Source organism: Rhodococcus sp. RS1C4 (genome assembly GCF_002258225.1).
GTDB classification, from domain to species: Bacteria; Actinomycetota; Actinomycetes; order Mycobacteriales; family Mycobacteriaceae; genus Rhodococcoides; species Rhodococcoides fascians_E.
Map to the genome: position 1 here is coordinate 236,424 of NZ_NOXZ01000023.1, position 24,425 is coordinate 260,848.

A 24,425-nucleotide genomic window follows, 5' to 3' on the forward strand; every position below is an offset into this window, starting at 1 on the left:
ACTCGCCCACAACTTACAAAAGTTGCGGCGCCGTCGTGTGGCCGATCACGACGGGCGAATTGCGGCCACCACGGCATCCAGGACCGTCACAGCGCCGTCCTTGTCGAGGGGGTCGTTACCGTTTCCGCATTTCGGCGACTGCACGCACGACGGGCACCCGGACGGGCACTCGCACGAGGTGATCGCCTCCTTCGTCGCCTCCAGCCATTCGACGATCGCTCGATGTCCCCGATCCGCGAAGCCGGCACCACCGTCGTATCCGTCGTAGACGAACACCGTCGGAAGTCCGGTGTCCGGGTGGAGCGCGGTGGAGACGCCGCCGATGTCCCATCGGTCGCAGGTCGCGACCAGCGGTAGCAGACCGATGGCAGCGTGTTCCGCCGCGTGCAGGGAGCCAGGGAACCGTTCGGCGCTAATTCCTCTGTCCTCCAGCAACTCCGGGGTGATCGTGTACATCACGGCACGGGTGTCGAGCGTCTGCTCCGGCATGTCGAGCTCGATCGAATCGAGAATCTCGCCCGAGTGCAGCCGACGCAGGTAGCCGACGACCTGGTGCGTGACATTCACCTGAACGAGCGCGACGGTGACCTGACCGTGAGTGCGTCGAGAGTGGATGTCGGTGATGGCGATGTCGGTGGTCTCGCGGGCGGACGTGCTCCAATCGGGCTGCTCGGGATGAACGAGAGCCAGACCGTCCTCCAGGTTCAGATCGTCGACGACGAAGCTCTCACCCTGGTGAATGTGTACTGCACCGGGATGCACTGTTGCCGGTGCTTTTCCGGAGTCGACCGTCCCGAGCATCCGCCCCGATCCGCCGTCGACGATGGCAACCTGGGTGCCGGTTCCACCGCGGATGTTCACCGACGCGTGCGGGGCGTACTGCTGGCCGTCCGGCGTGATGAACCAACCGTGCGGTCGCTTGCGTACCAACCCGTCCGCGGCGAGACCGTCGAGCACCGCCTCGGCTCCGAACTCGGCGGCCTCGTCGACCGTGATGGGTAGTTCGGCTGCGGCGCAGAGCATCTGGGGTGCGAGGAGATACGGGTTCGACGGATCGGTGACGGTCGCCTCGATCGGTTTGTCCAACAGGGCGGCGGGATGGTGAACGAGGTAGGTGTCCAGTGGGTCGTCTCGGGCGACGAGGGCGACGAGCGACCCCTCACCTCGTCGACCGGACCGACCCGCCTGCTGCCAGAACGAGGACACCGTGCCGGGGAACCCGGCCACCACCACGGCGTCGAGTCCGGCGATGTCGACACCCAACTCCAGTGCGTTGGTGGTCGCGACACCGAGCAGGGTGCCGTCGGACAGATCGGATTCGAGCTTTCGTCGGTCCTCGGCGAGGTACCCCGCGCGGTAGGCCGCGACGCGGCCGGGAAGGTCCCGGTCGACGTCTGCCAGGAGGCGTTGCGTGCCGAGCGCGGTTACCTCGGCGCCGCGCCGGGAACGGACGAACGTGAGTGTGCGCGCGCCCTCGACCATCAAGTCCGCCATGATGCGCGACGCCTCCGCGCCCGCGGATCGCCGGACTGGCGCACCGTTCTCGCCGGTGATCTCCTTCATGAGCGGGGGCTCCCACAGCGCGACGGTGCGTGGGCCGTGCGGAGATCCGTCGTCGGTCACCTCTTCGCACGGTGCGCCGACGAGCCTCGACGCGGCCGTGCCTGGATTGGACGTGGTGGCGCTGGCGAGGACGAAGGTCGGGGTCGCGCCGTAGCGGGCGCAGATTCGGCGGAGGCGCCTCAGGATCAAGGCGACGTTGGATCCGAACACGCCACGGTAGTAGTGACATTCGTCGACGACGACGTAGCGGAGATTGCGCAGAAACCTGGCCCAACGCTCGTGTGCGCCGAGGATCCCGATGTGGATCATGTCGGGGTTGGTGAAGAGCCACCGGGCGTTGGCGCGTGCCCACTGACGGATCTCGATCGGTGTGTCCCCGTCGTAGGCGCTGGGAAATACCTCGGCCAGTTCCGGTGCATCAGCGCGCAACTCGTCGGTGACGGCGATGGTGCTGCGTAGTTGATCGGCACCGAGCGCTTTCGTCGGTGCCAGATAGAGCGCGGTGCCTCGTGGATCGCCGAGAAGTGTGGACAGGATGGGCATCTGGTATGCCAGAGACTTCCCGGATGCTGTGCCGGTTGACAGGACAACATGATGACCATTGTGGGCGAGAGTTGCCGCGTGCGCCTGGTGTGTCCACGGACGTGCGATGCCGCGAGAACGGAGGACGGCGGCTACTTCGGGCTTCAACCATGTTGGCCAGTCCGTGAATTGGGCCTCGCGACCCGGTAGCTCCGCGACGTGGGTGAGGGGCTGCTCGCCCGACGGAGTACCCGCCAGCACTCGGTCGAGAAGCACCCTGCCGTAGCTGTTCGAATGACCCGTCGGCGTTGGATCTGGTTGGGTCACTACTGCTCTCCATGTTTCGGTTCTGTTGCAGGTGCGTCGCGATGACGTCGCGACCTGCGGGTTTCATGCTATCGGTCGGTCATTCGCACGACGACGGCGCCTCGGCATACGTGCTGGTGAGAGGGGTCGGGCGGCGCAAATCTGCCGGTGAGAAGCGTCAAGATCAACAAAATGTGCGAAAACTGACTTTTTCGACTGTTGGAAACGCGAAAAGCGTGGTTGACTTGAACCGGTCGCAGCTTCTGTGTTCGTTTTCACGCTCGCAGGATCTTATGTTGCGGGCGGTGTGCTTTTGGAGCGTTTCCTGAAGGGGTCTGTGGTTCGGCAACGCCTGTCGGACGCGGGTTCCGCCTGAGGGGGAATTCAGGAAGTACAACGGTCGGAACCGGCCCGGTGGACTGTAAGTGCTGCCCACCGCATCCGGTGTTAGAAAGAGAAGGAAAAGCATGGCACAGGGAACTGTGAAGTGGTTCAACGCCGAAAAAGGCTTTGGATTCATCGCACCAGAAGACGGCTCCGCTGACGTTTTCGTCCACTACTCCGAGATCCAGGGCAGCGGCTTCCGCACCCTCGAGGAGAACCAGCGCGTCGAGTTCGAGGTCGGCCAGGGAACCAAGGGACCCCAGGCAACCGGAGTTCGCGCAGTCTGATCGACACCCCGCTCCCCGTGAGCGGAATCGACACCTCTCATCCCCCTATCGCTTTCGGTGCATGCCGAAGCGAAGGGGGATGAGTTGTATCCACGGCCACTGCCGACACTGTCCCCTCGGATCGTTCCTGCAGGCTCCACTCTCGCATTTGTTCTACTGTCCACATTGTGAACCAGTTGTCCTTCTTCTCCGCCGAGTCGCTGCCGCCGTCGGTGACCGACTTGAGTGGACTTCTCGCGTCCACCGGGCAGGTGGTTCTGTCGGCGTCCGGTGCTCGTATCTCGGTCGTCGTCGATTCTTCCTGGCGCGCGGAGGCCATCGCGGACCTGATGGCGGAGTGCGGGCTCGTGTCCGAACTCGGCCGGTCCGAGGAGGACAGGCCGCTGGTGCGGACGGCGTCGGTGCCCGAGTTGTCGGCACTCGCGTCGTTGTGGACGAAGGGCGCGGTCAAGTCGATGCCGCCGGGTTGGGTGCCCGGCGCCCGCGAGCTCCGCGCGTGGGTGCTCGCAGGCGGCCGACCGGAAGCCGAGGGCGAACGGTATGTTCTGGGACTGGATCCGCATGCGCCCGACACGCACGCCCCGTTGGCTCAGTCGCTGATGAGAGCAGGGATAGCTCCCACCCTCATCGGCACCCGAGGCTCCAATCCAGGGCTCCGCATCACCGGGCGCAGGCGAATGCTGAGGCTGGTCGAGAACGTCGGACCTGCGCCGGAAAATCCGGACGCACGTACCAGTTGGCCGACCGCCGAGTAAGAAGATGTGAAGCTGATCTGCGAGTATTTTGACGTCGTATGCCACTCTGTTACCAGGCGGACCGGCAAGATTGTCGGTTTCGACAGGTAGAAACTGCTCGCGGAGTGGCTCTACAGGACGCAACGAGGAAGGTTCGGCAGCAAGGTGGCAACACGCAAGAACGGCACGGGGGATACCACCACCGGCGGTGCCCAGCCGCGCCGCCTTGTCATCGTGGAGTCTCCGACCAAGGCCAAGAAGATCGCCCCCTACCTGGGGAGCAACTACGTGGTCGAGGCGTCGGTCGGCCACATCCGTGACCTTCCACGCGGTGCCGCGGACGTCCCCGCGAAGTACAAGGGTGAGCCGTGGGCCCGCCTCGGCGTGGACGTCGACCACGATTTCGAGGCCCTCTACGTCGTCTCGCCGGAGAAGAAGGGCAAGGTCGCCGAGCTCAAGAGCCTGCTCAAGGACGCCGACGAACTCTTCCTCGCCACCGACCCCGACCGCGAGGGTGAGGCCATCGCCTGGCATCTCCTCGAGACCCTGAATCCCAAGATCCCTGTTCGACGCATGGTCTTCCACGAGATCACCAAGCCGGCCATCCTCGCGGCCGCTGCCGATACCCGTGAGCTGGACCAGGATCTGGTCGACGCGCAGGAAACCAGGCGCATCCTCGACCGGCTCTACGGCTACGAAGTGTCGCCGGTGCTGTGGAAGAAGGTCATGCCGAAGCTGTCGGCGGGCCGTGTGCAGTCCGTCGCCACCCGGATCATCGTTCAGCGCGAGCGCGACCGAATGGCGTTCCGGAGCGCCGAGTACTGGGACATCTCGGCCACCCTCGATGCCGGGGCAGAGGCGTCGCCGCGTAGTTTCGGCGCGCGGCTGGTCAACGTCGACGGTTCTCGCGTGGCTGCGGGTCGTGATTTCGGTGCCGACGGAAAGCTGAAGTCCGACGGTGTCACCGTTCTGGACGAACCGCGTGCCCGACGCCTCGCCGAGGCCCTTCAGGGCGTGGACCTCACCGTCGCGTCCGCCGAGGACAAGCCGTACACCCGTAAGCCGTACCCGCCGTTCATGACGTCGACGCTGCAGCAGGAAGCAGGCCGCAAGCTGCGGTTCTCCTCCGAGCGCACCATGCGCGTCGCGCAGCGGTTGTACGAGAACGGCTACATCACCTACATGCGTACCGACTCGACGACGCTGTCGGAGTCGGCTATCTCGGCGGCCAGGTCGCAGGCGACCGAGCTGTACGGTGCGGAGTACGTGCATCCGTCGCCGCGTCAGTACACGCGCAAGGTCAAGAACGCCCAGGAGGCGCACGAGGCAATCAGGCCTGCAGGCGATGTGTTCCAGACGCCTGGCCAGTTGCACTCCGCGCTGCAGACCGACGAGTTCCGGTTGTACGAGCTGATCTGGCAGCGGACCGTCGCTTCTCAGATGGCCGACGTGCGGGGCACGACGCTGACGCTGCGCATCACCGGTACCGCGGGCACCGGCGAACAGTGCACGTTCTCGTCGTCCGGCCGTACCATCACCTTCGCGGGCTTCCTGAAGGCCTACGTGGAGAGCGTCGACGACGAGGCAGGCGGTCAGTCCGACGACGCCGAGTCTCGGCTCCCTGCGCTGAAGGAAGGCGCCGCGGTCACCGCGACCCAGCTCGATCCGGACGGCCACACCACCAACCCACCCGCTCGGTACACCGAGGCGTCGCTCATCAAGACCCTCGAAGAGCTGGGTATCGGCCGGCCGTCGACGTACGCGTCGATCATCAAGACAATCCTCGACCGCGGATACGTCTACAAACGCGGCAGCGCACTCGTGCCGTCGTGGGTGGCGTTCTCGGTGGTCGCGCTGCTGGAGGCTCACTTCGGCCGCCTCGTCGACTTCGATTTCACGGCGGGCATGGAGGACGACCTCGACGCCATCGCCGGTGGTCGTGAGCGCCGCGGCGACTGGTTGACGAGCTTCTACTTCGGTGGGGACACCGGGGCCGAGGGCTCCGTCGCGAGGTCCGGTGGCCTGAAGAAGATGGTCGGCACCAACCTCGAGGACATCGACGCTCGCGTCATCAACTCCATCAGGTTGTTCGACGACGATCAGGGCCGCGAGATCCATGTACGCGTCGGGCGCTACGGCCCGTACCTCGAGCGAATGGTGAAGAACGACGACGATCCCGATGGGGATCCGATCTCGCAGCGCGCCAACCTGCCCGACGATCTGCCGCCGGACGAGTTGACCATCGACTTCGCGGAAAAACTGTTCGCGACCCCGCAGGAAGGCCGCAAGCTCGGTGCCGACCCGCTGACGGGTCACGAAATCGTTGCCAAGGAAGGGCGTTTCGGTCCGTACGTCACCGAGATCCTGCCCGAGCCGGAGCCGGAACCGACTCCTCCCGAGCCGGACATCGTGCCGATTCCACAGGACTCGGACGGTGGAGGTGGCACCAAGACCGCAGTGAAGAAAGCTGCGGCGAAGAAGGCTCCGGCCAAGAAGGCGGCGAAGAAGGCCGCCGGACCCAAGCCCCGCACCGGTTCTCTGCTGAAGTCGATGGATCTGGCGACCATCACGCTCGAGGACGCCCTCAAGGTTCTGTCGTTGCCTCGAGTCGTCGGCGTCGATCCGGAATCGAAGGAAGAGATCACCGCCCAGAACGGTCGCTACGGCCCGTACCTGAAGAAGGGCACGGACTCTCGGTCGCTGACCGACGAGGAGCAGCTCTTCACCGTCACCTTGGACGAGGCGCTGAAGATCTACTCCGAGCCGAAGCGACGCGGACGGCAAGGTGAAGCGAAGCCACCTCTGCGTGAGCTCGGCACCGACCCGGTCAGCGAGAAGCCGATGGTGATCAAGGACGGCCGTTTCGGTCCCTACGTCACCGACGGCGAGACCAACGCGAGCCTCCGCAAGGACGACGACGTTGCCACCATCACCGACGATCGCGCCTCGGAGCTGTTGGCGGACAGGCGTGCCCGCGGGCCCGTGAAGAAGAAGGCAACCAAAAAGGCTGCTACCAAGAAGGCTGCTACCAAGACCGCAGCCAAGAAGACCCCGGCGAAGAAAGCCGCAGCCAAGAAAACTGCTGCCAAGAAAACGCCTGCCAAGAAGACACCGGCGAAGAAAACTGCAGCGAAGAAAGCTCCCCCAGCGGACTCCTGATCGCTTCGAACGATGGGGTGCCTGTCGGTCTGCTCGCCTCCATCTGCTCGTATGAACGAACCTTTCGAGCGATGAGGGTGGGCGACGGAACCAACTGCGGCCTCGGTGCGTCCAAGTGGGTGTGGGGAAGAAACTGGTAGTCCTGCTGTGCGTGTTGTTGTCGGTGGTCGCATGTGCTCGGACCTCGCCCGGCAGAGCTGTCGGCCAGGATGCATGGCACGGGCAAGGTCTTGCCGCTGGTGGGTCTACGGGCGGGCAGGCGCCGTCGCCGTCCCCGGCAGCGGTCCCGTCGGCGACCCCGTCGTCCTTCGATCCGTGTGTCCTCGAGGATCTGCAGCTGAGTATCTACGCGGGCGTGGATCCGGCAACCAAGGAACCGTTGCCGGGGGTGGACGGGTGTAGCTGGACGGGCCAGTCCGGGCGTTTCTCGGTCGGGTACAGCGAAGGCGTCGACCGGACTCGGCTCGCGACCACACCCGGAGTCACCGAGTTGAGCGAGTTCGAGGCGGACGGTCAGATGGTGGACAATTTCGTGTTCGAGGGAAACAAGTGCATCTCGTTGGCCGAGATCGATGGCCGAACAGTGCAGTTCACGCTCGCGGAAACGGATTTCGATTCCTTCTGTATACGGCTGAAGGTCGCGACGACACTGATCCTGGAGGACATCTAGATGCGACGATCGGCAGCGCTGGCCATGCTGACAAGTGCGTTCGTGTTGTCCGTCGCGGCGTGCGGTTCCGGTGTCGGCGGGACGGCCACGGCGTCGGACGAGGTCCTCGATGTATCCGAAACAGAGTACGTGACAACGACTTCCGTCGAACCGTCTCCGGAATTCGACCCCTGCGCCTTGCCGGATGCGCTGCTGAGCGATCTCGATCTGGCGGAGGCTCGACCCACTGCGGTCGGAGAGCTCGGGTGTATCTGGGGGAACGACCGTATCGCGGTGTCGGTTCTGGTGTTCGAGGACACGTCGACGCTTCCCGACCCGTACACGAGCCCCTCGACCACCGAGGTTCGTACGCTGACCGACGGCGGGTACACCACCTACGCCTTCCTGCTCGACGGCGACACGTACACCACTCAGACGATGACGGCGTCGGGTGCCGTGATGCTGAGCGCGAATCGACTCGGTGTTTCGTCCGCCGAGGAGGTGCGTGCCGGCTCGATCGACGTTTTGCGCGTGGTGCTGCCACACCTGCCGCCGCCTGCGTGATGCGCCGGGCGCGAGGCGTTCGTGTCGCACCGAGCGACTAGGCTCGCTGGCATGGCGGGAGTTTTCGATCGGCTGATCGGCCAAGAGGACGTGGAAGCAGAGCTGACCGCCGCGGCCGTCGGCGCTCGTACCGGGGACTCGGGGTCCGCGATGACGCACTCCTGGTTGTTCACCGGCCCTCCCGGGTCCGGTCGATCCATCGCTGCTCTGTGTTTCGCGGCGGCCCTGCAATGCACCACGGAGGGGTCACCGGGCTGCGGTACCTGCCATCCGTGCACCACGACGATGGCCGGCACCCACGGCGATGTCCGACGGATCATCCCGCAGGGCTTGAGCATCAGCGTCAAGGAGATGCGGGAGATCGTGCAGATCGCTGCGCGTCGGCCCAGCACCGGGCGCTGGCAGATCGTCGTCATCGAAGATGCGGATCGGCTCAGCGAGGCGGCCGCCAACGCGTTGCTGAAGGTCGTCGAGGAGCCGCCGGAGCGGACGGTCATGTTGCTGTGTGCGCCGTCGACCGATCCGGAGGACATGTCCGTCACCCTCCGCTCGCGCTGCCGCCATGTGCATCTCGTGACGCCCACGACGCCGGCGATCGCGCAGGTTCTGCAGACCCGCGACAAGCTCGATGCGGAGACGGCCCAGTGGGCGGCGTCGATCAGCGGTGGACACGTGGGCCGCGCACGGCGACTGGCGAAAGACGAGGACGCTCGTGCCAGGCGCAAGCGGGCCCTCGGCCTCGCGTCGGCTGCAGCGCGGCCCAATCAGGCCTATCTCGCGGCCGAGGAGATGGTGAAGGCTGCGGAGACCGAAGCCGCGGAGATCAGTGCCGCCCTCGACGACGTGGAGATGGAAGAGCTGCGCACCGCGCTCGGCGCAGGCGGCACCGGTAAGGGCGCGGCGGGCGCGCTGCGGGGGTCTGCAGGCGTCATCAAGGAGCTCGAGGCGCGGCAGAAATCGCGTCGTACCCGTAATCTTCGAGACGCTTTCGACCGAGCTCTGATCGACCTCGCCGGGTTGTATCGCGATGCGTTGACCCGCTCCTACGGATCCACCGCTGTGCTCAACCATCCGGACATGTCGGAACAGATCGAACGTATGGCCAGGGGTGCATCGCCGGAGGCTCTGTTGAAGAGCATCGAGGCAATCCTCGAATGCCGTGAAGCCTTAGCGCTTAACTCCAAGCCCAAGTTCGCCGTCTACGCCATGGTCGCGCAATTGGGTGCAGCGCTGCGCTGAGGCGTGAGATCAGGCCCTCCGCCGCGCCCGCGAAGCCCGAAGATTCGCGATGTTCCCGCAGGTCTTGACGTCGTGCCAGACGCCGCTGTTGTTGCGGGAACGGTCGTAGAACGCAGAGCCGCACGGTTCGTTCCTGCAACGCTTGAGTCGCCGCCAGGTGTCCGCGCGTTGAGCCAGCAGAACCTCGGCCCAGATGCGCGACGTCACGTACTCGTGGCCGGTTCCAGACGGTCCCAACTGGACGGTTCCCGACGCGTCGAGGGTGAGGACGGCGTCGGCGGGCGCCGTTTCCGGGGGCGTGCCTGCGATGAGGAGTTCGATCGTCGTCCGCAGTTCGCGTAGTGCCGCGGCGTCGGCATCGCTGAGGTCGTGCCCCATCGCCGCGGATGCCACCGCGCCGTCGGCGAGCAGGTCCGGGAGTCCTTTTGCGTCGATGGCTCGGGTGTTGAGCAGGTTCTGGACGTGAGCGAGGCCGTCGGGGGCGGGGTCGAGGCGGAAGCGCTCCGTCGGCGTCGGCGTCGATGACATAACTAAACAGTATTTGACTATGTCGATCCGGGCAAGTACTACTGACATAGTCAAAAGCATTTCAGATATGTCGAAGGGTGAGTCCGATGGTGGCAATCGAAGGCGCGGTCGTAGTGGTGACCGGTGGGCAGCGTGGGCTGGGCAAATCGATCGTCGACGAGTTCCTGGCGCGCGGCGCGGCGAAGATCTACGCGACGGCCAGGACGCCCAAGCCGACGGATGATCCGCGCGTCGTCGCGAAGCCGCTCGATGTCACCGACCCGGAATCCGTCGCGGAACTGGCTCGGGAGCTGACCGATGTCACCATCGTCGTCAACAATGCAGGCGCCCCGGGATCGGGTCCGTTGCTGGGATCGACACTCGAGGACGTGCGGACCGTGTTCGAGACCAACTTCTTCGGTGCCGTGCGGGTCGCGCAGTCCTTCGCGCCGATTCTCGCGAGCAACGGCGGCGGTGCACTCGTCGACGTGCATTCGGTTCTGTCCTGGGTGGGTGGCGCCGGAGCGTACGGCGCGTCGAAGGCCGCACTGTGGTCGGCGACCAACTCGCTTCGAGTCGAACTCGGCCCGCAGGGAACCCTCGTGACGGGAGTGCATCTGGGTTACACCGACACGGACATGATCGCGGAACTGGACGTTCCGAAGAACGATCCGAAGGATGTGGCGAAAGCCATCGTCGACGGCGTCGCGAACGGGGACACCGAGGTACTCGCCGACGACGTGACCAGGTACTTCAAGTCCGTTCTCGCCGGCCCGGTCGAGGGTCTCGCCATCCCAGCAGGGGCCTGAGGGGAGTCGATTTCAGTTTCGGGCTGATGCTCCGTTAGACTCACCAACGCCGAAAGGCACGCCGCCTTAGCTCAGTCGGTAGAGCATTTCACTCGTAATGAAAAGGTCAAGAGTTCGATTCTCTTAGGCGGCTCGCAATAGGGCAGGTCGGAGGCAGTTTCTACAGCCTCGGTCCTGCCCTTTTTGGTACCCAGGGCACGTTTACGGCACGGTTTCAGCGAGGAGCCAGCTTGTCGAGTACTCCGCTGGCGTCCGGTGCCATCGCTGCGCGCTCGATGTATTGCTTCATCTGTCTGCTACGCAGAACATCAGCGACCTGTGGCGCAATGCGTCGCGGGCGAATTCAGTTCATCTCGGTTCCGCGAGGTGATGATCCAAGGCGTCCCTGAGCTCGTCGATGCGTACGCCGCTGCGGCCGGTGACGTCGCCACAGTGGTGCGAGGATGCTGCTCCCAGTCTTTCGTACCTGGCGACACCGGCCGAGCTGGCCCCGATCGAGCAACTCGAAGCATCAACCTCGTGGTCCCTACGTGCCAATGGTGATGCGGCACTGACTCGCATGGCTGGGTTCACGTCTCGCGCCATATTCGGTTCGGCACGCCAAACCATCGGTGAGAACGCCGAGAAGGAATCTGGAGCGACCTGGGCACGTCACGCGCAGGCTGGTTCGTGTGCCTTTTGTCGGATGCTCACGACCCGCGCCGAGGTGTATGCGTCCAAGGAGTCGGCTACCACCGCCCGTGGTCTCGTAGAGATCAGTACTACGATCACTGCCGATGCACCGCAGTAGCGGTCAGGCCCGGCCAGGTCTACACGCCCCCGGACTACGTCGACCAATGGGAGGAGCAGTACCAGCAAGCCGTTCGGGCGACAGCAGACGGCGGCCCCATCGACACGGGGGCAGTTCTCGCGAAGATGGACGAACTCGAGCACCCATCAATTAAGGCAGCAGCATCGACAGCCGATGAGAAGTCGGCCGACGAAGTTGCGGCGTGGTTGGCGGCCGAAAAGACTGACGTACCAACGCCCATTACGGTCCGCACGTTCACCGAGGCCGAGGGTCGCAGCTATGGCCGTGACGTCTGGCACGACTATGCCGGATCGCTCGACCAGGAGACGGTGGACGCAGGTCGGACGTACACAGGACCGGGTTACCTGTTCACCAACCCCGGCCTACGCGATGGCATCGACTTCGGCGACACACACGTCGGATCCATGCGAGCAGTTGACGCGATTCGTGGACTCGATGCGGCGATCGAGAATGCCCCGCGCGTGCCGACCGCGATCACGGTCTCGCGTGACGTGGACGCCAGCGTGTTCGGCATCGTCGATGCAGCGGACCTGGCATCGGTGGTCGGTCGTCGATTCCGCGATGAAGCGCACCTATCCACCACGATGCAGTCTCGCCTGACTTTGCCGATCGGCGACGATCAGATCGAGTTGCGCCTGGACGTGCCAGCGGGCACCAAAGCGCTGTATGTCTCATCGTCTGATCGGAATGTGCGCGGACTCGCTGCGTACGGTCCTGACGAGAACGAGTTAATCGTGTGGCGTGGCATCGACTATGAGATTTACGGGACGATGATCGGAGATGATGGTCGACCGGTGCTACTCGGACGACTGGTCGGGCAGGACGCGAAGTTGAGGGAGGTCAACTGATGGGCAGCTTGGAGGACTCCTCGGACATCGGCGCCAAGCCGATCGGCGATCAACGCTTCTACGACGGCAAGCGAGCGGGCACCGGCAGATGGGCAACCCTCAATGGGCTCGGAGTGCTGCGGACCGACGACAAGAACGCGCTACAACTTGCGTCCACCAAGGCGACCACGGACAACGACGCCGCAAACGCCACGCGGTATCGACTCATCGACGCCTGCCGCCGAGGAATCGCCGCAACCACAGCAATCGACACCCTGGTCGCCAAGCATGGCAACCCACCGGTGACGACCGGTGACCTCGGCGGTTGGTCTGACCAGGTCGCTCCCTGATTTCGGCGTCAAACTCACCGCGGCCGGGGTGAAGGTGAATTGACCGGTGAGCGGAATGCATGAGCGGGGTGGGCCCTACTGCCTGCAACCCCTCAGCGTCGAAACGGCAGCCCGCAGGACACCCATGGAACGGGTACCTGCGGGCTTCTCGTATCCCCACGAACCAGTCGATTTCGGTATCATCTTCGTCGACGCGTGGCTTCGGTTTGATGGTGCTGGAACGCCGGGCGTGCAGTTTCGGTGACCTCCTATACCTCAGATATTGGGATTTTGCCAACACCCTGGGTATGCTGGGTCGTATGAGCGGCGAGATTGGACCTCGGGTTCGCGAGTCTATTCAGTCACTCGACCCTGCGCCGACCCACAAGGAAGTAGCCGCGCGGGTCGGAATGACTCCTGACGCGTTCTCGCGCTCGGTCAACGGATCGCGTTCATTCTCCTCGGTAGAGCTTGCCGATGTCGCCGAAGTGCTCGGTGCCGATCTGCATTGGCTTATCACCGGTGCGCCCGATCCAAACCGTGTAGCTGTCGCGGCACGTCATCTGTACACCGACGGTCGGTGGAGCAATCCGGGGCAATCGCGCGACCAACTCGAACTCGACAACATCACGTTGGCCTACCGGCAGGTGTTCGCGGCGGAAGAGGATTTCGCCGGGCCGCAGTTGCCCAGTACGCCCGGGGCGGTGCGAGAGGCGCTTGGAGAAGACTTCGTTCGATACTTCGTCGGGCGTGTTGAAGCGGAACTACGTATCGACGTAGTGAGAACGCCGTCAGTGTCCACTACGTACTCGTTGACTTTCGGGCCCCACCGCGTCATAGCGTTGCAAGCAACACCGAACTGGTTCCACGAGAATTGGGCCATTGCGCACGAGCTAGGACACCTAGCCCTCGGTCACCTTGACGAAAGTTCACGTACTGGTTCGTACCACCGGAATGAGAAGTCCGCCAATGCTTTTGCCGCTGAGTTACTCATGCCCGCCGACGAAATCCGTGCTTTGGACTGGGCTACGATTACCCCTCCCGAGATTGCAGATCAGGTCTGGGATCTGGGTATCTCAACGGCAGCTCTTCTGAACCGTCTGAAGTTCTTGAAGATTGAAGTTCCCGAGCGCGTTGAGGAGCTGTTGCAGCTGAAGACGCAGCGCCTTCTCGCTAGCCATTGGAGAGACGCAAGCAAGGTTCCCGACCAAGTCGCATGGCGAATGGATGCGTCCGCTACGCGTACGTTCCCTAGCCGCTTACGTGAAGCTCATCACGACGCTGTCGACGCCGGAAGGCTGGGTCCAGAAACGTTGGCGTGGATGCTCTCGGTAGACCCAAGAACTTTCGAGGAGGATCTGCCAAAGCGGGTCGAGGATATCTCCGACGCCGATCTGCACTCAGCGCTGGGAATCTGACCAACGTGGCTCAGTTGTTCTTTGCGGATAACACAGTGCTCGTGAACTTTGGTCTGATCGATCGCCTCGACCTATTAGAGCGAGTTTTGAACGGGAAAGGCCGATGGTGCGCATCGATCGAGACCGAGTGCATTCGTTCCTCCATCAGGCCCGAGCTGTCGGCACTCGACGACGTTCCGCGGATCCTAGGCTCACCACTAGTCCCCACCCAAGCCGAGCGGATTCGTGCCCTCATTCTGCGCGAGCAACTGTCGGCTCCCGGTGATGAACGAACGGCCCACTTTGGAGAAGCCGAGACTCTTGCCGTGATGGAAAATAGGTACGCCTCGGATTTGCTCCTGACCGATGATGGTGGAGCTCGCAACCTCGCCGGTCAGCTCAACATCAAGGTGGTGTCGACATGGAAATTACTGGCCGCCGTTACTCGACTGAAGTGGGTCCAGTGCGAGGAGATGCTCGACCATTTGGATCTTCTCGGCAATCACAAAAGAGGGGGGCCACGGCCGTCGAGTGTCGGTGAGCTTAGGCAATGGGCGGGGATGCCTCCGGCACCAGTGACCGAGTAACCACCAATGCACTATGCGCAACCTCGGGTGTTCGACGCCGGGGTTGATGCACGGAGCTGAAGTCCGTGGTTCGACGGCTCAGCGGGCTAATCGCCTACCGTGCGGCCCGCATATCGCCTACGGTCAGCTGGGCAGTCCGCTTGTCGCCCCAGTCGTCGAACCACCACGGCAGGTGTTCCACGCCACCAGGCAAAGGCGCGTCGTCGGGGAACTCGTCGAGGATCTGCCCCACGTAATCGAGCGCCGATACGCAATCCATCAGCCACTTCGTTGCGGCCAGCGCCTCGCGTAATCTGTCCTCGGTGACCGCTACGCGTCGGCGCTTCTGGGCCGACCACTTCTCGTCTGCGAACTCCATGCCGTCGACGCGGACGTAATTCACAGTCCGGTGAGGGGACTCGCCCTCGATCTCCTCCAGGTAGAGCATGTGCGCGAGGTCGTTGCGCACGTCGCGGACAGTGGCCGCCGCGGACTTCATCTCCGCACCGGGTGCACGAATCCCTGCGTCGCGCGCAATGTTCTTCAGGGTCTTGCCGAGCTGTTCGGCATTTGGGTGCACGATTTCGCCCTGGTTCTCGACTCCGGCCGCGTGGTAGCGCTGCCACCGCACCTGCTCGACAAGGTTCGACCATCCGCCTAGCACCTGGAGGATCAGACGCTCAATCGTCTTCGATGGCCAGAACGCGGCATCCTCGAACTGCTGGACTCGGTCGAAGAAGCGGCGCGTGTCATCCGGACTCGTCATAGTTCGAGGTGGATTCTGCCGGTGTCGTTGAGGTCATGCCCCGCGCAGAGCCAAGCGGATACACGAACTGTGGCCTTCGGCAGATCTATACCGCCAATGCGGAGGTGCTTACCGAGCACCTCGTCCTGCCGAGTGGCGGGTGCCACGCATCCATCGACAGCGCACTTCTGATCTTGCAGTTCATCCATGCCAGCGAAGGTACGTGCCCGGAGGCAGGGCGGCAGTCGGTCGACCGAATGGACCGACCTTACATTCGGGCGCGCCACTGGTCTGTCGAGCACCGTGCAGGGGTTCGGTATTACCGTGGTGTCGGTGATCGAGCGCCCCATGACCACGAAAGAAGTTTCGGAGGTCTCCCGCCACGGCGAGAACTGGGTCCGTGACGCTGCCAACACCGGGGCACTCAAGTGCCAGCCGAACCGTGGGCGCGGACAGAAAATGTTCTTCATGCCGAAGGACGTCGAGGACTGGATTGTCCGCGGTTGCCCTCAGATGCCCGAACGCCGCCGACGCTGACCCCATATTCACGGTTGGCCGCGAAAACGGGGCTCACCAGCGGGCACCCTTTTTGGTGACAACACCAAGAAGGGTTGGGTCTGAAAAATGATCCCTAGGGGCACTTTAAGGGAACGGTAACTGTGCGCACTAGGCGAGAACGCTTGGAATGCACACAAGCGGTACAGCGCCTGACCTGGGCTGTTCGTAACCTGCGGCACCAGATGGACTGTCTAACAGGTTGGTCCGTATTGAAAAGGTCAAGAGTTCGATTCTCTTAGGCGGCTCGTAAGAGCGAAACCCCTTCCCAATGTCAGTTGGGGAGGGGTTTTGTCGTGCGGGGCGGGGTCTCATCGAGCGTTGTCGAGCAGGTGCTCGGCGAAGGCGCGGGCGGAGGCGAGGTCGGTGCTGTTCGGTCGCCCGCGTCGGATGCCACCGACGAGCTTGAACGGCATGAATGTGTCGAATCCGCGGCAGGAGAAACCTCCGACGACGTCGAAGCCTTTGTGTTCGAGCCGTTCGACGAGTGATGCGGAGAAGCGGAGCCAGCGGGATTCGGCGAGGCCGCTGGTGGCGAAGAGGAACGCGGGTTTGCCGTCCTGGGGTGGTAGTGCCTCGATGTAGGCAACCAGGTCGGAGTGGAACGAGCCGTAGTAGATGCCTGATCCGAAGCCGACGAGGTCGTGCCCGTCGAGGTCGCGGCCGGCGGGATCGGCCGATTCGGGTGAGATCACCGCGGCGCCGAGGACCCCGGCGATGGCGTCGGCGACCTGTCTGGTGTTTCCGTGGGAGACGGATGCGCAGACGAGGATCGGTTCGCTCATGCCTCCGAGCTTAGCGACGGTCGATCCACAGCCGACCGGCCTCGTTTACTCACAGGCGTGTAATTCGCATACACAGCCCCTGAGCAGTGAAAACCTGTCGCTGGCGCACGTTCATCCACACGCCATCCACAGATCGGACAGGTTGGTCCTCGAGATTTCCACAGGTTTGTCCACAGCCTGTTAGTGCATATGTTCGAATGGGCGTCGGGGAGGCGTTCTGTCTACTGTTGCTCTCGAGGCGAAAACGACGGAAAGGGACTTCTGTGGCTCGACCGACCATGGCCGATGTGGCGAAAGCTGCCGGGGTGTCACCTGCGCTCGTCTCGATCGTCATGCGGGGAGTGGAGGGGGCTTCGGAGGAGACTCGTGCGCGGATCAAGTCGATCGCCGACGAGATCGGTTACGTCCCGGACCGTCGTGCGCAGAAACTTCGTCAGACCAGCTCCCGCCTGTTGGGGGTCACGTTCGATCTTCAGCAGCCGTTCCACGGCGATCTCGTCGAGCAGATCTACGGCGTTGCCGAACGCGCCGGGTACGACGTGATGCTCGGTGCAGTCGCGCCCACTCGGGACGAGGCCAGTGCGGTGAAGACGCTCGTGCACGAGCGATGCGAAGCAGCGCTGCTGCTCGGGTCGCGAATGGATGCAACCGAACTCGGTTCGGTCGACCGTGCGGTGCCGGTCGTGACGTTGCTGCGCACCAGCGGCGTCGACGGTATCGGATCGGTGCGCGGTGACGATGTGGCCGGTGTCGGTTCGGCGGTGGAGCATCTGATTTCATTGGGACACAAGCGAATCGCCCACATCGACGGTGGCAGTTCGGCGGGCGCGCAGGACAGGCGCCAAGGCTTCACCGACGCCATGACAAGGCACGGTCTGCCGGCCCCCATCGTCGAGGGTGGTATCACCGAAACCGAAGGCGCACAGGGAATGCGGCAGCTGCTCGACTCGTCCGATCCTCCGACGGCCGTGGTGGCGTTCAACGACAACTCCGCCACCGGAGTACTGGATCACCTGCTCCGTCGCGGTGTCGACGTACCGGGGGACGTCTCGGTCGTCGGATACGACGATTCTCGCTTGGCGCGCATTGCCCACATCCAGCTGACGTCGATCTCTCAGGATGTGGCCGCGCTCGCCGAGGCTGCGGTGCAGGAAGCGCTCGCGCGCATAGCGGGTGAGACTGCGCGCGATGTGGTGCTGGCGCCGGAGCTCGTCCGGCGAAGGACGACGGCACCCCCGCGGCGAGACCCGGCCTGATCGGTTTCTACCCAGTCTGCTCGAGTGGATCTACTCATGGCCTGACGGGCTGCCATCTCCTACATTGAACGGGCGATTGTTCTTTTTGTCCGATTCGGTGTGTTCGGGGAGGGTTGTCATGGCAAGACGGAGAGTTCTCGCGACCAGGTCGGTCGCCGTGGGGGTGGCCGCGGTACTCGCGGTCGGCTGCGCATCGACGACGCAGGGGACGGCACTGTCCGAGGGGATGGGTGCGGTATCGACGGAGAGCAGGTCGATGACCATCGCGCCGCTCTTCACCACCGGAAGCGGCGACGGTGGAGTCGGTGAGGAAATCGTCACGAGGTCGGCGACCACGGACTCGTCGTTTCGCGTCGACTTCTCCGAGGACGAGGTCTCCGGCCTGGGCGACGCCTCGAGGGCGGCGTCGTGGAACGCCGCGATCGTTTCGACGTTGATCATGTCGCAGCCGATGTCCGGTCGCTTCGAGTTCGAGATCGGCGGGCAGATCGACGGTCCCAGCGCGGGCGCGTTGAAGACCGCGGCGCTCATCGCGTTGCAGCGCGACGAACAGATCTCCGACACCGCGACGATGACCGGAACGATCAACGCAACGGGCACCATCGGTCCTGTCGGCGGCATCCCCGAGAAGGTGCAGGCCGCGGGCGCCGCCGGGTACGACACGGTGCTGATCCCACTCGGGCAACGCAACAGCACCGACCGCAACGGAGACAGTGTCGATGTCGTGCGGATCGGGGACCGAGCCGGAGTGAACGTCGTCGAGGTCGGTGATATCTACGAGGCGTACGGGCTGCTCACCGGCTCCGAGTTGGAGGCACCGAGGCTGGAACCGGACACGCGGCTCGACAACCGGGCGTACGACAAGGTCGATGCGCAGTACACCGCCGCGATTGGCCGGTACGACAATGCGCTGACGATGCTGGACACGCTCGACGTGAACATCCTTCGGACGATGATGAACACCGGGCTCCCGGAGACTGCTGCGAAGGCCGCCGACCGGGCTCGAGATCTGCATCGGCAAGGGTCGATAGCCGGCGCGTTGGTCACCGCGCTAGAAGCTGCGGCCGTCATGGAAGCGTCGTATTCGGTGGGTAACTCGTTGACACCGTTGGTCTCTCAGGGTCCGGCGGGTCTGGGCGCATTTGTTGTGCAGGCTACCAACACCGGTCCGGCGGAAGCCGCGTTCTTCTCGTTTCTCGATTCCATCGCCACGTTCGAACCCAAGACCTTGCCCGACGCCGAAGCAGTGGTCAACGCGTACGCGGGCGCCTTCGACGCGCTGACGATCTTCGACTACGCCGCAAGCGAGATCGAGGCGATCGACGGCCGGATCGACACACAACCCATCGATATCGTCGAGTTCGTCGACTATCTCTCGACCCCGTTGATCTTTCTCGAAGCAGCGAAAGCACAACTGGCAGGTACGAAAGCCGTGTGGGAGGTCGGCCGCGACAATCCTGGCGCCGACATCGACTCGGGCGTCGACCTCGCTCAGGTCGGCGACTTCTTCCGCCGCGGCGCCGACGCCAACCTCGCCGCGTTTCGGACCGGAATGCCCGCCCAGGTGGCGGATCGTACGGGGCGCTCACTGGATTCGGTGATCGGCCAGCTGTCCTACATGGACATCGACGTCGCGGCAGCCGTGCACCAACGGAACGCGCAGCCCGCGATCGAGAAGTATCTCGGAGAGGGAAAACCCAACGGGCAGTACGCGACCATCGGTTACGGCGTCAGCAACTACGTCCGCAAACAGCAACTGGTCGAGAAGTACTACAACAACGCGATCACCGACGACAACCTCCGCGTCACCGGGTTCATGTACGAGAACGCGCTGTCGAACGCTTTCGACCTCGCCCGCGCGCAGTTGTCCTCCGACATCGCGGCACTGCAGGCCGGCGGTACACAACCGGTCATCACCGTCGGGCAGTTCGAAAGCGCAGGCGTCAGGCGTGCGGGCACCCCGCTGGAGCAGTTCAACGCCCTCGGCGCCTACAACAGCGGGTACGTGACGACGAGGCTCATGACGTACCTGTCCTCACCTGGTAAGTGACGATGACCGGAGTGCGCGACTGATTCGGAAGTAGCGCCAGCGGGCATGCCAGGGCGCATGACGAAACTATTGTTCGCTGTGACCGCCGCCGACCACTGGACCCTGAACGACGGAACCAAGCATCCGACGGGCTTCTGGGCCGAGGAACTCGTCGAATCTCACCGCACGTTCGTCGACGCCGGCTGGGATGTCGTCGTCGCGACGCCGGGTGGCAAGGCGCCCGTCGTCGACGAGGGATCGCTTGCGGTCGACGCCAACGGAGGCGACGAGGCGAAGGTCGCCGACCAGAAGAAATACTTGGACTCGATCGAGTCGATACTGCAGAACCCTGCCTCGCTCGAGGACCAGCGGGCATCGGACTTCGATGCAATCTTCGTGCCGGGAGGCCACGGGCCGATGGAGGACCTCGCGGTGTCGACGAGTTTCGGTGCGCTCGTGACCGATTTCCTGAGCACGGGCAAGATCGTGTCGGCAGTGTGCCACGCACCCGCTGCCCTGCTGCCTGCCACGACGTCGGACGGGGGATGGGTGTTCGACGGCTATCAGCTGACCGGTTTCACCGACGAGGAGGAAACCCAGGCAGGTCTGGCGGACAAGGCGCCGTGGCTTCTCGAATCCAGGTTGAAGGAGCTCGGCGCACGGTTCGAGAGCTCCGATCCGTGGTCGCCGCACGTCGTCGTCGACCGCACGCTCTACACCGGGCAGAATCCGGCGTCGACGAAACCGTTGGCGGACAGAGTGGTTCAAGCTCTGTCCTGACAGTGTCCGTCAGCTCGACCGGTGAACGTCGCTCGCGGGTGTTGCTGTGACGATGCGATTGCGGCCCTGTCGCTTCGCGTCGTACAGCGCCCGGTCGGCAGCGTCGAAGAGCATCTCGAGACTGTCGGATCCGTGCGCGAGTCCGATGCTGACGGTCACGCCGTGACCGGCGAAGTGCTCTGTCGCACGCTGGAACTGGCCGATGCGAATGGTGTCTGCGATGGCGTAGGCGTCGAGCTCGGAGACGTCGGTGCAGAACACCGCGAATTCTTCTCCGCCGAGCCGCGCGAACAGGTGACGGCGGCCGAGGTGAGACCGGACGTCGTCGGCGAATCGCTCGAGAGCACCGTCGCCCGCGCTGTGCCCGTACGTGTCGTTGAGGGCCTTGAAGTGATCGAGGTCCATCATCAGGACCGTGGCAACACCGTCGGCGGCGTCGCGGGTCAAACGGTGTGCGCGACGGAAGAACTCGTCCCGGCGTAGGGCGCCGGTCAGGTCGTCGTGAGCGACGGCGTGGCGTAACGCGGTGATGGCTGCGCGCCGCTCGTTGGTCACGCAGGCCACGGCGATCGGGGCGATCGCGAGGAACGACAATCCGATGCTCACCGACAGTTCCACCGGCATCGCGCCGAGGTCCGGGACCCCCATGTGCCCGTCGGCGGTGAGGACGAGCATCCACATCGTCGTCGTCCAGATGAACAGCGATGTGACGAAGACCCCCGTCGTCAACGCGGCCACGACGAGAGCGGGCATGGCGAACGTGATCGCGCCCGAGCCTCCGACCGCCCACACGAGGATCAGGCAGAGCACCAGCAACGCAGCGGCTGGGGCGACCCGCCGCGCGAGTGCGACGACCTCGCCGCGCCGACGGAATCGACGGAGGTCCGCCCTCGTGGGCGCGGTGAGAACCGCAGGCATGACCGCCATGTAGTTGAGGAACTCTCCGGAGAACCAGCGCGCCCATCCGCTCTGCCACGGTGTCGACTCGATGGCCGAGTTCGCGAATCCGCCCGCGACACCGGCGACGGAGGACGCGACGAGAATGACCGCGGCCACCAACGCAAGCGACTGGACACGCGTCAACCAGGGGCGTTGCTGGCCGATGAGACGGAAGACCAGGAACCCCGCCGCGACGCCTGCGACGTTGCACAGGTTGAGGACGAGGTTGGAGAACAGTGGACTACCGGTCACCGTGTCGGCGGCAATGTAGCCGAGCGTCGCACTGACCCAGGTGGCGGGCGTTGCGAGGCGCGGTGAGCGAAGCAGTATGCCCAGCAGCAGGGCGTTGGCGGGCCAGAACACGGCCAGCGTGCCCGGAAGGCGAGTTGCGATCCCGAACAGACAGGCGAGAAACACCACTGCGCCGACGAGTGCTGCGCGACGAGTCACGTCGGCAGCGCTGCCGACACGTGAGCTGACGCGCTGCAAATCCATCGAAATGCCCGTTTCTGAACGATTCGTAGGGAAGTTGAATGTTCAGTGTGTCAGAAACGGCGGCGGAACCTCATACCGAGGGGCCTGCCGTCGGGATCGACGAACAGGCGATACGCGACCGCCGCCAGCCGTTGCTGCCACTGCGGAGGCACGTCGATTTCATGGCGGCGAAGTCTGCCCGACGGGCGCGGCGACGCCGACGGTGCCGTGTGCCAGGCGTCGAGACGCGCCGCGCTGCTGCTCACCGCGTCGAAGAACGACGCGGGATCGACGAGGCCTTCGTCGTCGCCCGGCGCGCGGCCCAGGTGCTCGCGGATGAGTTCCAGCCGTAGTTCGCGCGCGAACACCCGTGCTCCGTCGCCGAGACCGGCCGGGTCGACGGGTTCACGAACGTCGCGTTCGTCGTCGACGATCGCGGCCGTCAGTTCGGAGTCGTGAGTCCACGACCGCCGGTTGAAGTTGTCGGAACCGACGGCGGCCCACACGTCGTCGACGATGCACACCTTCGAATGCACGTAGACCGGGATGCCGCGATCGTTCTCGAGGTCGAGGACGAGCACGCGGTCACCACCCGCATCGCGGATCACGTCGAGTGCCGCGGAGTGGCCGAGCAGAGCCGACGGAATGGTGATGGCACTGTCGTCGTCGAGATGCTTCGGGACGACGATGACCAGGCGCAGATCCTGTGAGCGTCGCAAAGCGGCGGCGAACACCCGCGCCACGTCCACCGACCACAGGTACTGATCCTCGACGTAGACCAGTTCGCGGGCGCGCCGCAGAACCTTCGCGTACGCGCGGGCCGCGCTGAACTCACCCTGAGTCGCGAACGGATACGCCGGGCGTCTGCGCGGATACGTGCGGAGAAGTTGGACGCTGCAGGTGCCCGCGGCTGCGGGTGCGTCGTGCTGCTCCGGCAGTTCCGACACCTCACGGGTGACGCCGCGGAGAATGTCGGGGATGGCGTGCCACGGCAGGCGGGACAACGCGGCCGGATCCTCCCACCGTTCACGGAAGACGTGCTCGATGTCGCGGACCGCGGGCCCCTGCACCTGCACCTGCATGTCGTGCCACGCGGGAAGTTCGCCGTACTCGGGCGGGAACGGCCGGCTCACGGGGTCGCCGAAATGATCGGCGTCGTCGCGTCGGGCACGCGCGAGATCGATACCACCGACGAACGCGAGGTCGACCGTGTCGGGATCCTGATACCGGACGACGACGAACTTCTGGTGATGACTTCCCAGCGTCAGGACCCGCTGGTCGAGAATCACCTCGCCGCCCGCCTCCTCGAGACGCAACGCCAACTTCCGGTTCTTGGGACCGGTGAAGCCGAGGGTCTCGATGTGCGAGCGCCACACCATGCCCTTGACGATGCCGCCGCGCTGCGCAACCGACGCGAGCGCGTCCTCGACGGTCGTGTCGTCGGTCAACAGCTGTTCCGGGTCACCGCGCCAATCGGTGAACAGCACCAGGTCGCCCTCGCCCGCGGCGTCCAGCGCGCTCGCCAGAGCCGCGAAATAGGGTTTGCCGTGCACGAGCGGGGTGACCCGGTTGCCGTCCGTCCAGGCCGCGATGCGGGTGTCGGGGTTGCCGCGCTCCTCGGAGCTGAGGAACCAAGGGTGTTCGGAGTCGAACTTCTGGACCTGCTCGTTCAGTGCGGCACTACTGCGGCCGAGTCGCCGAGCGAGCGCGTCGATCGTTCGGCGTAGCGGCTGCGGTATCACGAGGGGAAATACTGTCAGAGCAGTCCGACGGGGCGTGTCACGAGGTCGGGTCGAACTCCGGCTGATCGATGATGCGCAGCCACGAACCGTCCGGTTGACGCTGCACGACCTGGGCGCGGGCGCCTGCATTGTCCTTCGGTGCCGTCGAGGTGAGCGCGATGTCGCCGTACACCAGCGTCGGCAGTCCCTCCTCCAGTTCGAAACGAGGCCCGTGCGCGAGCACCGACGCCCACAGTTCACGTATTGCGGCTCGGCCTGTCGTCGTCTGTCCGGCGGGGTAGGCCATGACGGCGTTGTCGGCGTAGAGCGCCGCGACACCGTCGGCGTCTCCTGCGTTGGATCGCTCGACGAACAGGCGGGTGATGTCTTCCGGTGTCATTGCTTTGTCGGTCGTTGCATTGTTAGTCATGGTTCCATCGTCATCACACCGGTACGAGAAGTCCAACAGATAGTTGTGATGAAAGCTA

At 64.4% G+C, this 24,425-nt stretch carries 23 protein-coding genes and 1 tRNA gene; 17 read left to right on the plus strand and 7 right to left on the minus strand.

Annotated features, from left to right (window positions below; all coding sequences use genetic code 11):
• Nucleotides 1–45: 45 nt before the first annotated feature.
• Nucleotides 46–2,361, minus strand: coding sequence for a DEAD/DEAH box helicase (locus CH289_RS11895; RefSeq protein WP_019662972.1), 2,316 nt, complete (start codon nucleotides 2,359–2,361; stop codon nucleotides 46–48).
• 497 nt (nucleotides 2,362–2,858) lie between these two features.
• On the opposite strand from CH289_RS11895, the gene CH289_RS11900 reads away from it, so the two are divergent.
• From CH289_RS11900 to CH289_RS11925, 6 genes are all read left to right on the plus strand, one after another.
• A complete protein-coding gene (locus CH289_RS11900; RefSeq protein ID WP_005248460.1) occupies nucleotides 2,859–3,062 on the plus strand; it encodes a cold-shock protein in 204 nt (67 codons plus the stop codon).
• 167 nt (nucleotides 3,063–3,229) lie between these two features.
• Nucleotides 3,230–3,817 carry a hypothetical protein gene (locus tag CH289_RS11905; RefSeq protein ID WP_019662973.1) on the plus strand — a complete coding sequence of 196 codons (588 nt, stop codon included), beginning with the start codon at nucleotides 3,230–3,232 and terminating at the stop codon, nucleotides 3,815–3,817.
• 144 nt (nucleotides 3,818–3,961) lie between these two features.
• Nucleotides 3,962–6,955 (plus strand): type I DNA topoisomerase, encoded by a 2,994-nt coding sequence (gene topA / locus CH289_RS11910; protein ID WP_020110968.1) that lies wholly within the window; start codon nucleotides 3,962–3,964, stop codon nucleotides 6,953–6,955.
• A 121-nt stretch (nucleotides 6,956–7,076) separates the two neighbouring features.
• Nucleotides 7,077–7,625: a hypothetical protein gene (locus CH289_RS11915; RefSeq protein ID WP_020110967.1), complete on the plus strand. Its 549-nt coding sequence runs from the start codon at nucleotides 7,077–7,079 to the stop codon at nucleotides 7,623–7,625.
• Complete coding sequence (locus CH289_RS11920) at nucleotides 7,626–8,168, plus strand: DUF3558 domain-containing protein (RefSeq protein WP_020110966.1); 543 nt, start codon at nucleotides 7,626–7,628, stop codon at nucleotides 8,166–8,168.
• Between the two features lie 51 nt (nucleotides 8,169–8,219).
• Nucleotides 8,220–9,407: a DNA polymerase III subunit delta' gene (locus CH289_RS11925; RefSeq protein WP_020110965.1), complete on the plus strand. Its 1,188-nt coding sequence runs from the start codon at nucleotides 8,220–8,222 to the stop codon at nucleotides 9,405–9,407.
• 9 nt (nucleotides 9,408–9,416) lie between these two features.
• Here the strand turns inward: CH289_RS11925 and CH289_RS11930 are convergent, their stop codons facing one another.
• Nucleotides 9,417–9,935 (minus strand): CGNR zinc finger domain-containing protein, encoded by a 519-nt coding sequence (locus CH289_RS11930; protein ID WP_020110964.1) that lies wholly within the window; start codon nucleotides 9,933–9,935, stop codon nucleotides 9,417–9,419.
• Nucleotides 9,936–10,021: 86 nt separating this feature from the next.
• On the opposite strand from CH289_RS11930, the gene CH289_RS11935 reads away from it, so the two are divergent.
• From CH289_RS11935 to CH289_RS11965, 7 genes are all read left to right on the plus strand, one after another.
• The gene (locus tag CH289_RS11935; protein ID WP_020110963.1) at nucleotides 10,022–10,723 is read left to right on the plus strand and encodes an SDR family oxidoreductase; all 702 of its coding nucleotides are present in this window, start codon (nucleotides 10,022–10,024) and stop codon (nucleotides 10,721–10,723) included.
• 60 nt (nucleotides 10,724–10,783) lie between these two features.
• A tRNA-Thr gene (locus tag CH289_RS11940) sits at nucleotides 10,784–10,856 on the plus strand.
• A 264-nt stretch (nucleotides 10,857–11,120) separates the two neighbouring features.
• Nucleotides 11,121–11,513: a VG15 protein gene (locus CH289_RS29015; RefSeq protein ID WP_442978526.1), complete on the plus strand. Its 393-nt coding sequence runs from the start codon at nucleotides 11,121–11,123 to the stop codon at nucleotides 11,511–11,513.
• The gene (locus CH289_RS11950) at nucleotides 11,402–12,382 is read left to right on the plus strand and encodes an ADP-ribosyltransferase (RefSeq protein ID WP_462052401.1); all 981 of its coding nucleotides are present in this window, start codon (nucleotides 11,402–11,404) and stop codon (nucleotides 12,380–12,382) included. The genes CH289_RS29015 and CH289_RS11950 overlap by 112 nt, the downstream gene beginning before the upstream one ends.
• Entirely contained in the window at nucleotides 12,382–12,711 is a 330-nt protein-coding gene (locus tag CH289_RS11955) for a hypothetical protein (RefSeq protein ID WP_020110962.1), read from the plus strand. Before CH289_RS11950 ends, CH289_RS11955 begins: the two co-directional genes overlap by 1 nt.
• Nucleotides 12,712–13,010: 299 nt before the next feature.
• Nucleotides 13,011–14,108: a helix-turn-helix domain-containing protein gene (locus tag CH289_RS11960; protein WP_027498666.1), complete on the plus strand. Its 1,098-nt coding sequence runs from the start codon at nucleotides 13,011–13,013 to the stop codon at nucleotides 14,106–14,108.
• 5 nt (nucleotides 14,109–14,113) lie between these two features.
• Entirely contained in the window at nucleotides 14,114–14,674 is a 561-nt protein-coding gene (locus CH289_RS11965) for a hypothetical protein (RefSeq protein ID WP_020110960.1), read from the plus strand.
• A gap of 94 nt (nucleotides 14,675–14,768) precedes the next feature.
• Here CH289_RS11965 and CH289_RS11970 read toward each other — a convergent pair whose 3' ends face one another.
• On the minus strand, nucleotides 14,769–15,419 hold the full coding sequence (locus tag CH289_RS11970; RefSeq protein ID WP_020110959.1) for a hypothetical protein: 651 nt from the start codon (nucleotides 15,417–15,419) through the stop codon (nucleotides 14,769–14,771).
• A gap of 312 nt (nucleotides 15,420–15,731) precedes the next feature.
• On the opposite strand from CH289_RS11970, the gene CH289_RS28000 reads away from it, so the two are divergent.
• Complete coding sequence (locus CH289_RS28000; RefSeq protein WP_143545079.1) at nucleotides 15,732–15,935, plus strand: helix-turn-helix domain-containing protein; 204 nt, start codon at nucleotides 15,732–15,734, stop codon at nucleotides 15,933–15,935.
• Between the two features lie 329 nt (nucleotides 15,936–16,264).
• On the opposite strand, the gene CH289_RS11985 is transcribed toward CH289_RS28000, so the two are convergent.
• Nucleotides 16,265–16,738: a flavodoxin family protein gene (locus CH289_RS11985; protein ID WP_020110957.1), complete on the minus strand. Its 474-nt coding sequence runs from the start codon at nucleotides 16,736–16,738 to the stop codon at nucleotides 16,265–16,267.
• A 278-nt stretch (nucleotides 16,739–17,016) separates the two neighbouring features.
• Here CH289_RS11985 and CH289_RS11990 point away from each other — a divergent pair, with 278 nt between their 5' ends.
• From CH289_RS11990 to CH289_RS12000, 3 genes are all read left to right on the plus strand, one after another.
• Nucleotides 17,017–17,994, plus strand: a complete 978-nt coding sequence (locus CH289_RS11990; protein WP_020110956.1) for a LacI family DNA-binding transcriptional regulator — start codon at nucleotides 17,017–17,019, stop codon at nucleotides 17,992–17,994.
• Between the two features lie 118 nt (nucleotides 17,995–18,112).
• The gene (locus tag CH289_RS11995; RefSeq protein ID WP_256977159.1) at nucleotides 18,113–20,044 is read left to right on the plus strand and encodes a S16 family serine protease; all 1,932 of its coding nucleotides are present in this window, start codon (nucleotides 18,113–18,115) and stop codon (nucleotides 20,042–20,044) included.
• A 57-nt stretch (nucleotides 20,045–20,101) separates the two neighbouring features.
• Entirely contained in the window at nucleotides 20,102–20,803 is a 702-nt protein-coding gene (locus CH289_RS12000) for a type 1 glutamine amidotransferase domain-containing protein (RefSeq protein WP_094727954.1), read from the plus strand.
• Between the two features lie 9 nt (nucleotides 20,804–20,812).
• Here CH289_RS12000 and CH289_RS12005 read toward each other — a convergent pair whose 3' ends face one another.
• The 3 genes from CH289_RS12005 to CH289_RS12015 are packed head-to-tail and all read right to left on the minus strand — an operon-like array spanning nucleotide 20,813 to nucleotide 24,367.
• The gene (locus CH289_RS12005; RefSeq protein WP_094727955.1) at nucleotides 20,813–22,237 is read right to left on the minus strand and encodes a GGDEF domain-containing protein; all 1,425 of its coding nucleotides are present in this window, start codon (nucleotides 22,235–22,237) and stop codon (nucleotides 20,813–20,815) included.
• A 50-nt stretch (nucleotides 22,238–22,287) separates the two neighbouring features.
• Entirely contained in the window at nucleotides 22,288–23,958 is a 1,671-nt protein-coding gene (locus tag CH289_RS12010; RefSeq protein ID WP_094727956.1) for a phospholipase D family protein, read from the minus strand.
• A gap of 37 nt (nucleotides 23,959–23,995) precedes the next feature.
• Nucleotides 23,996–24,367 carry a YybH family protein gene (locus CH289_RS12015; protein ID WP_256977161.1) on the minus strand — a complete coding sequence of 124 codons (372 nt, stop codon included), beginning with the start codon at nucleotides 24,365–24,367 and terminating at the stop codon, nucleotides 23,996–23,998.
• Between the last annotated feature and the right edge of the window lie 58 nt (nucleotides 24,368–24,425).

Bases quoted from the DNA above. Each gene is read 5' to 3' on its own strand.
- CH289_RS11960 (WP_027498666.1), top strand. From the start codon at position 13,011: ATGAGCGGCGAGATTGGACCTCGGGTTCGCGAGTCTATTCAGTCACTC.
- CH289_RS11985 (WP_020110957.1), bottom strand. From the start codon at position 16,738: ATGAGCGAACCGATCCTCGTCTGCGCATCCGTCTCCCACGGAAACACC.
- CH289_RS29015 (WP_442978526.1), top strand. From the start codon at position 11,121: ATGCGTACGCCGCTGCGGCCGGTGACGTCGCCACAGTGGTGCGAGGAT.
- CH289_RS12000 (WP_094727954.1), top strand. From the start codon at position 20,102: ATGACGAAACTATTGTTCGCTGTGACCGCCGCCGACCACTGGACCCTG.
- CH289_RS11995 (WP_256977159.1), top strand. From the start codon at position 18,113: ATGGCAAGACGGAGAGTTCTCGCGACCAGGTCGGTCGCCGTGGGGGTG.
- CH289_RS11990 (WP_020110956.1), top strand. From the start codon at position 17,017: ATGGCCGATGTGGCGAAAGCTGCCGGGGTGTCACCTGCGCTCGTCTCG.
- CH289_RS11970 (WP_020110959.1), bottom strand. From the start codon at position 15,419: ATGACGAGTCCGGATGACACGCGCCGCTTCTTCGACCGAGTCCAGCAG.
- CH289_RS11925 (WP_020110965.1), top strand. From the start codon at position 8,220: ATGGCGGGAGTTTTCGATCGGCTGATCGGCCAAGAGGACGTGGAAGCA.
- CH289_RS12015 (WP_256977161.1), bottom strand. From the start codon at position 24,367: ATGACTAACAATGCAACGACCGACAAAGCAATGACACCGGAAGACATC.
- CH289_RS11920 (WP_020110966.1), top strand. From the start codon at position 7,626: ATGCGACGATCGGCAGCGCTGGCCATGCTGACAAGTGCGTTCGTGTTG.
- CH289_RS11900 (WP_005248460.1), top strand. From the start codon at position 2,859: ATGGCACAGGGAACTGTGAAGTGGTTCAACGCCGAAAAAGGCTTTGGA.
- CH289_RS12005 (WP_094727955.1), bottom strand. From the start codon at position 22,237: ATGGATTTGCAGCGCGTCAGCTCACGTGTCGGCAGCGCTGCCGACGTG.
- CH289_RS11935 (WP_020110963.1), top strand. From the start codon at position 10,022: ATGGTGGCAATCGAAGGCGCGGTCGTAGTGGTGACCGGTGGGCAGCGT.
- CH289_RS11930 (WP_020110964.1), bottom strand. From the start codon at position 9,935: ATGTCATCGACGCCGACGCCGACGGAGCGCTTCCGCCTCGACCCCGCC.
- CH289_RS11955 (WP_020110962.1), top strand. From the start codon at position 12,382: ATGGGCAGCTTGGAGGACTCCTCGGACATCGGCGCCAAGCCGATCGGC.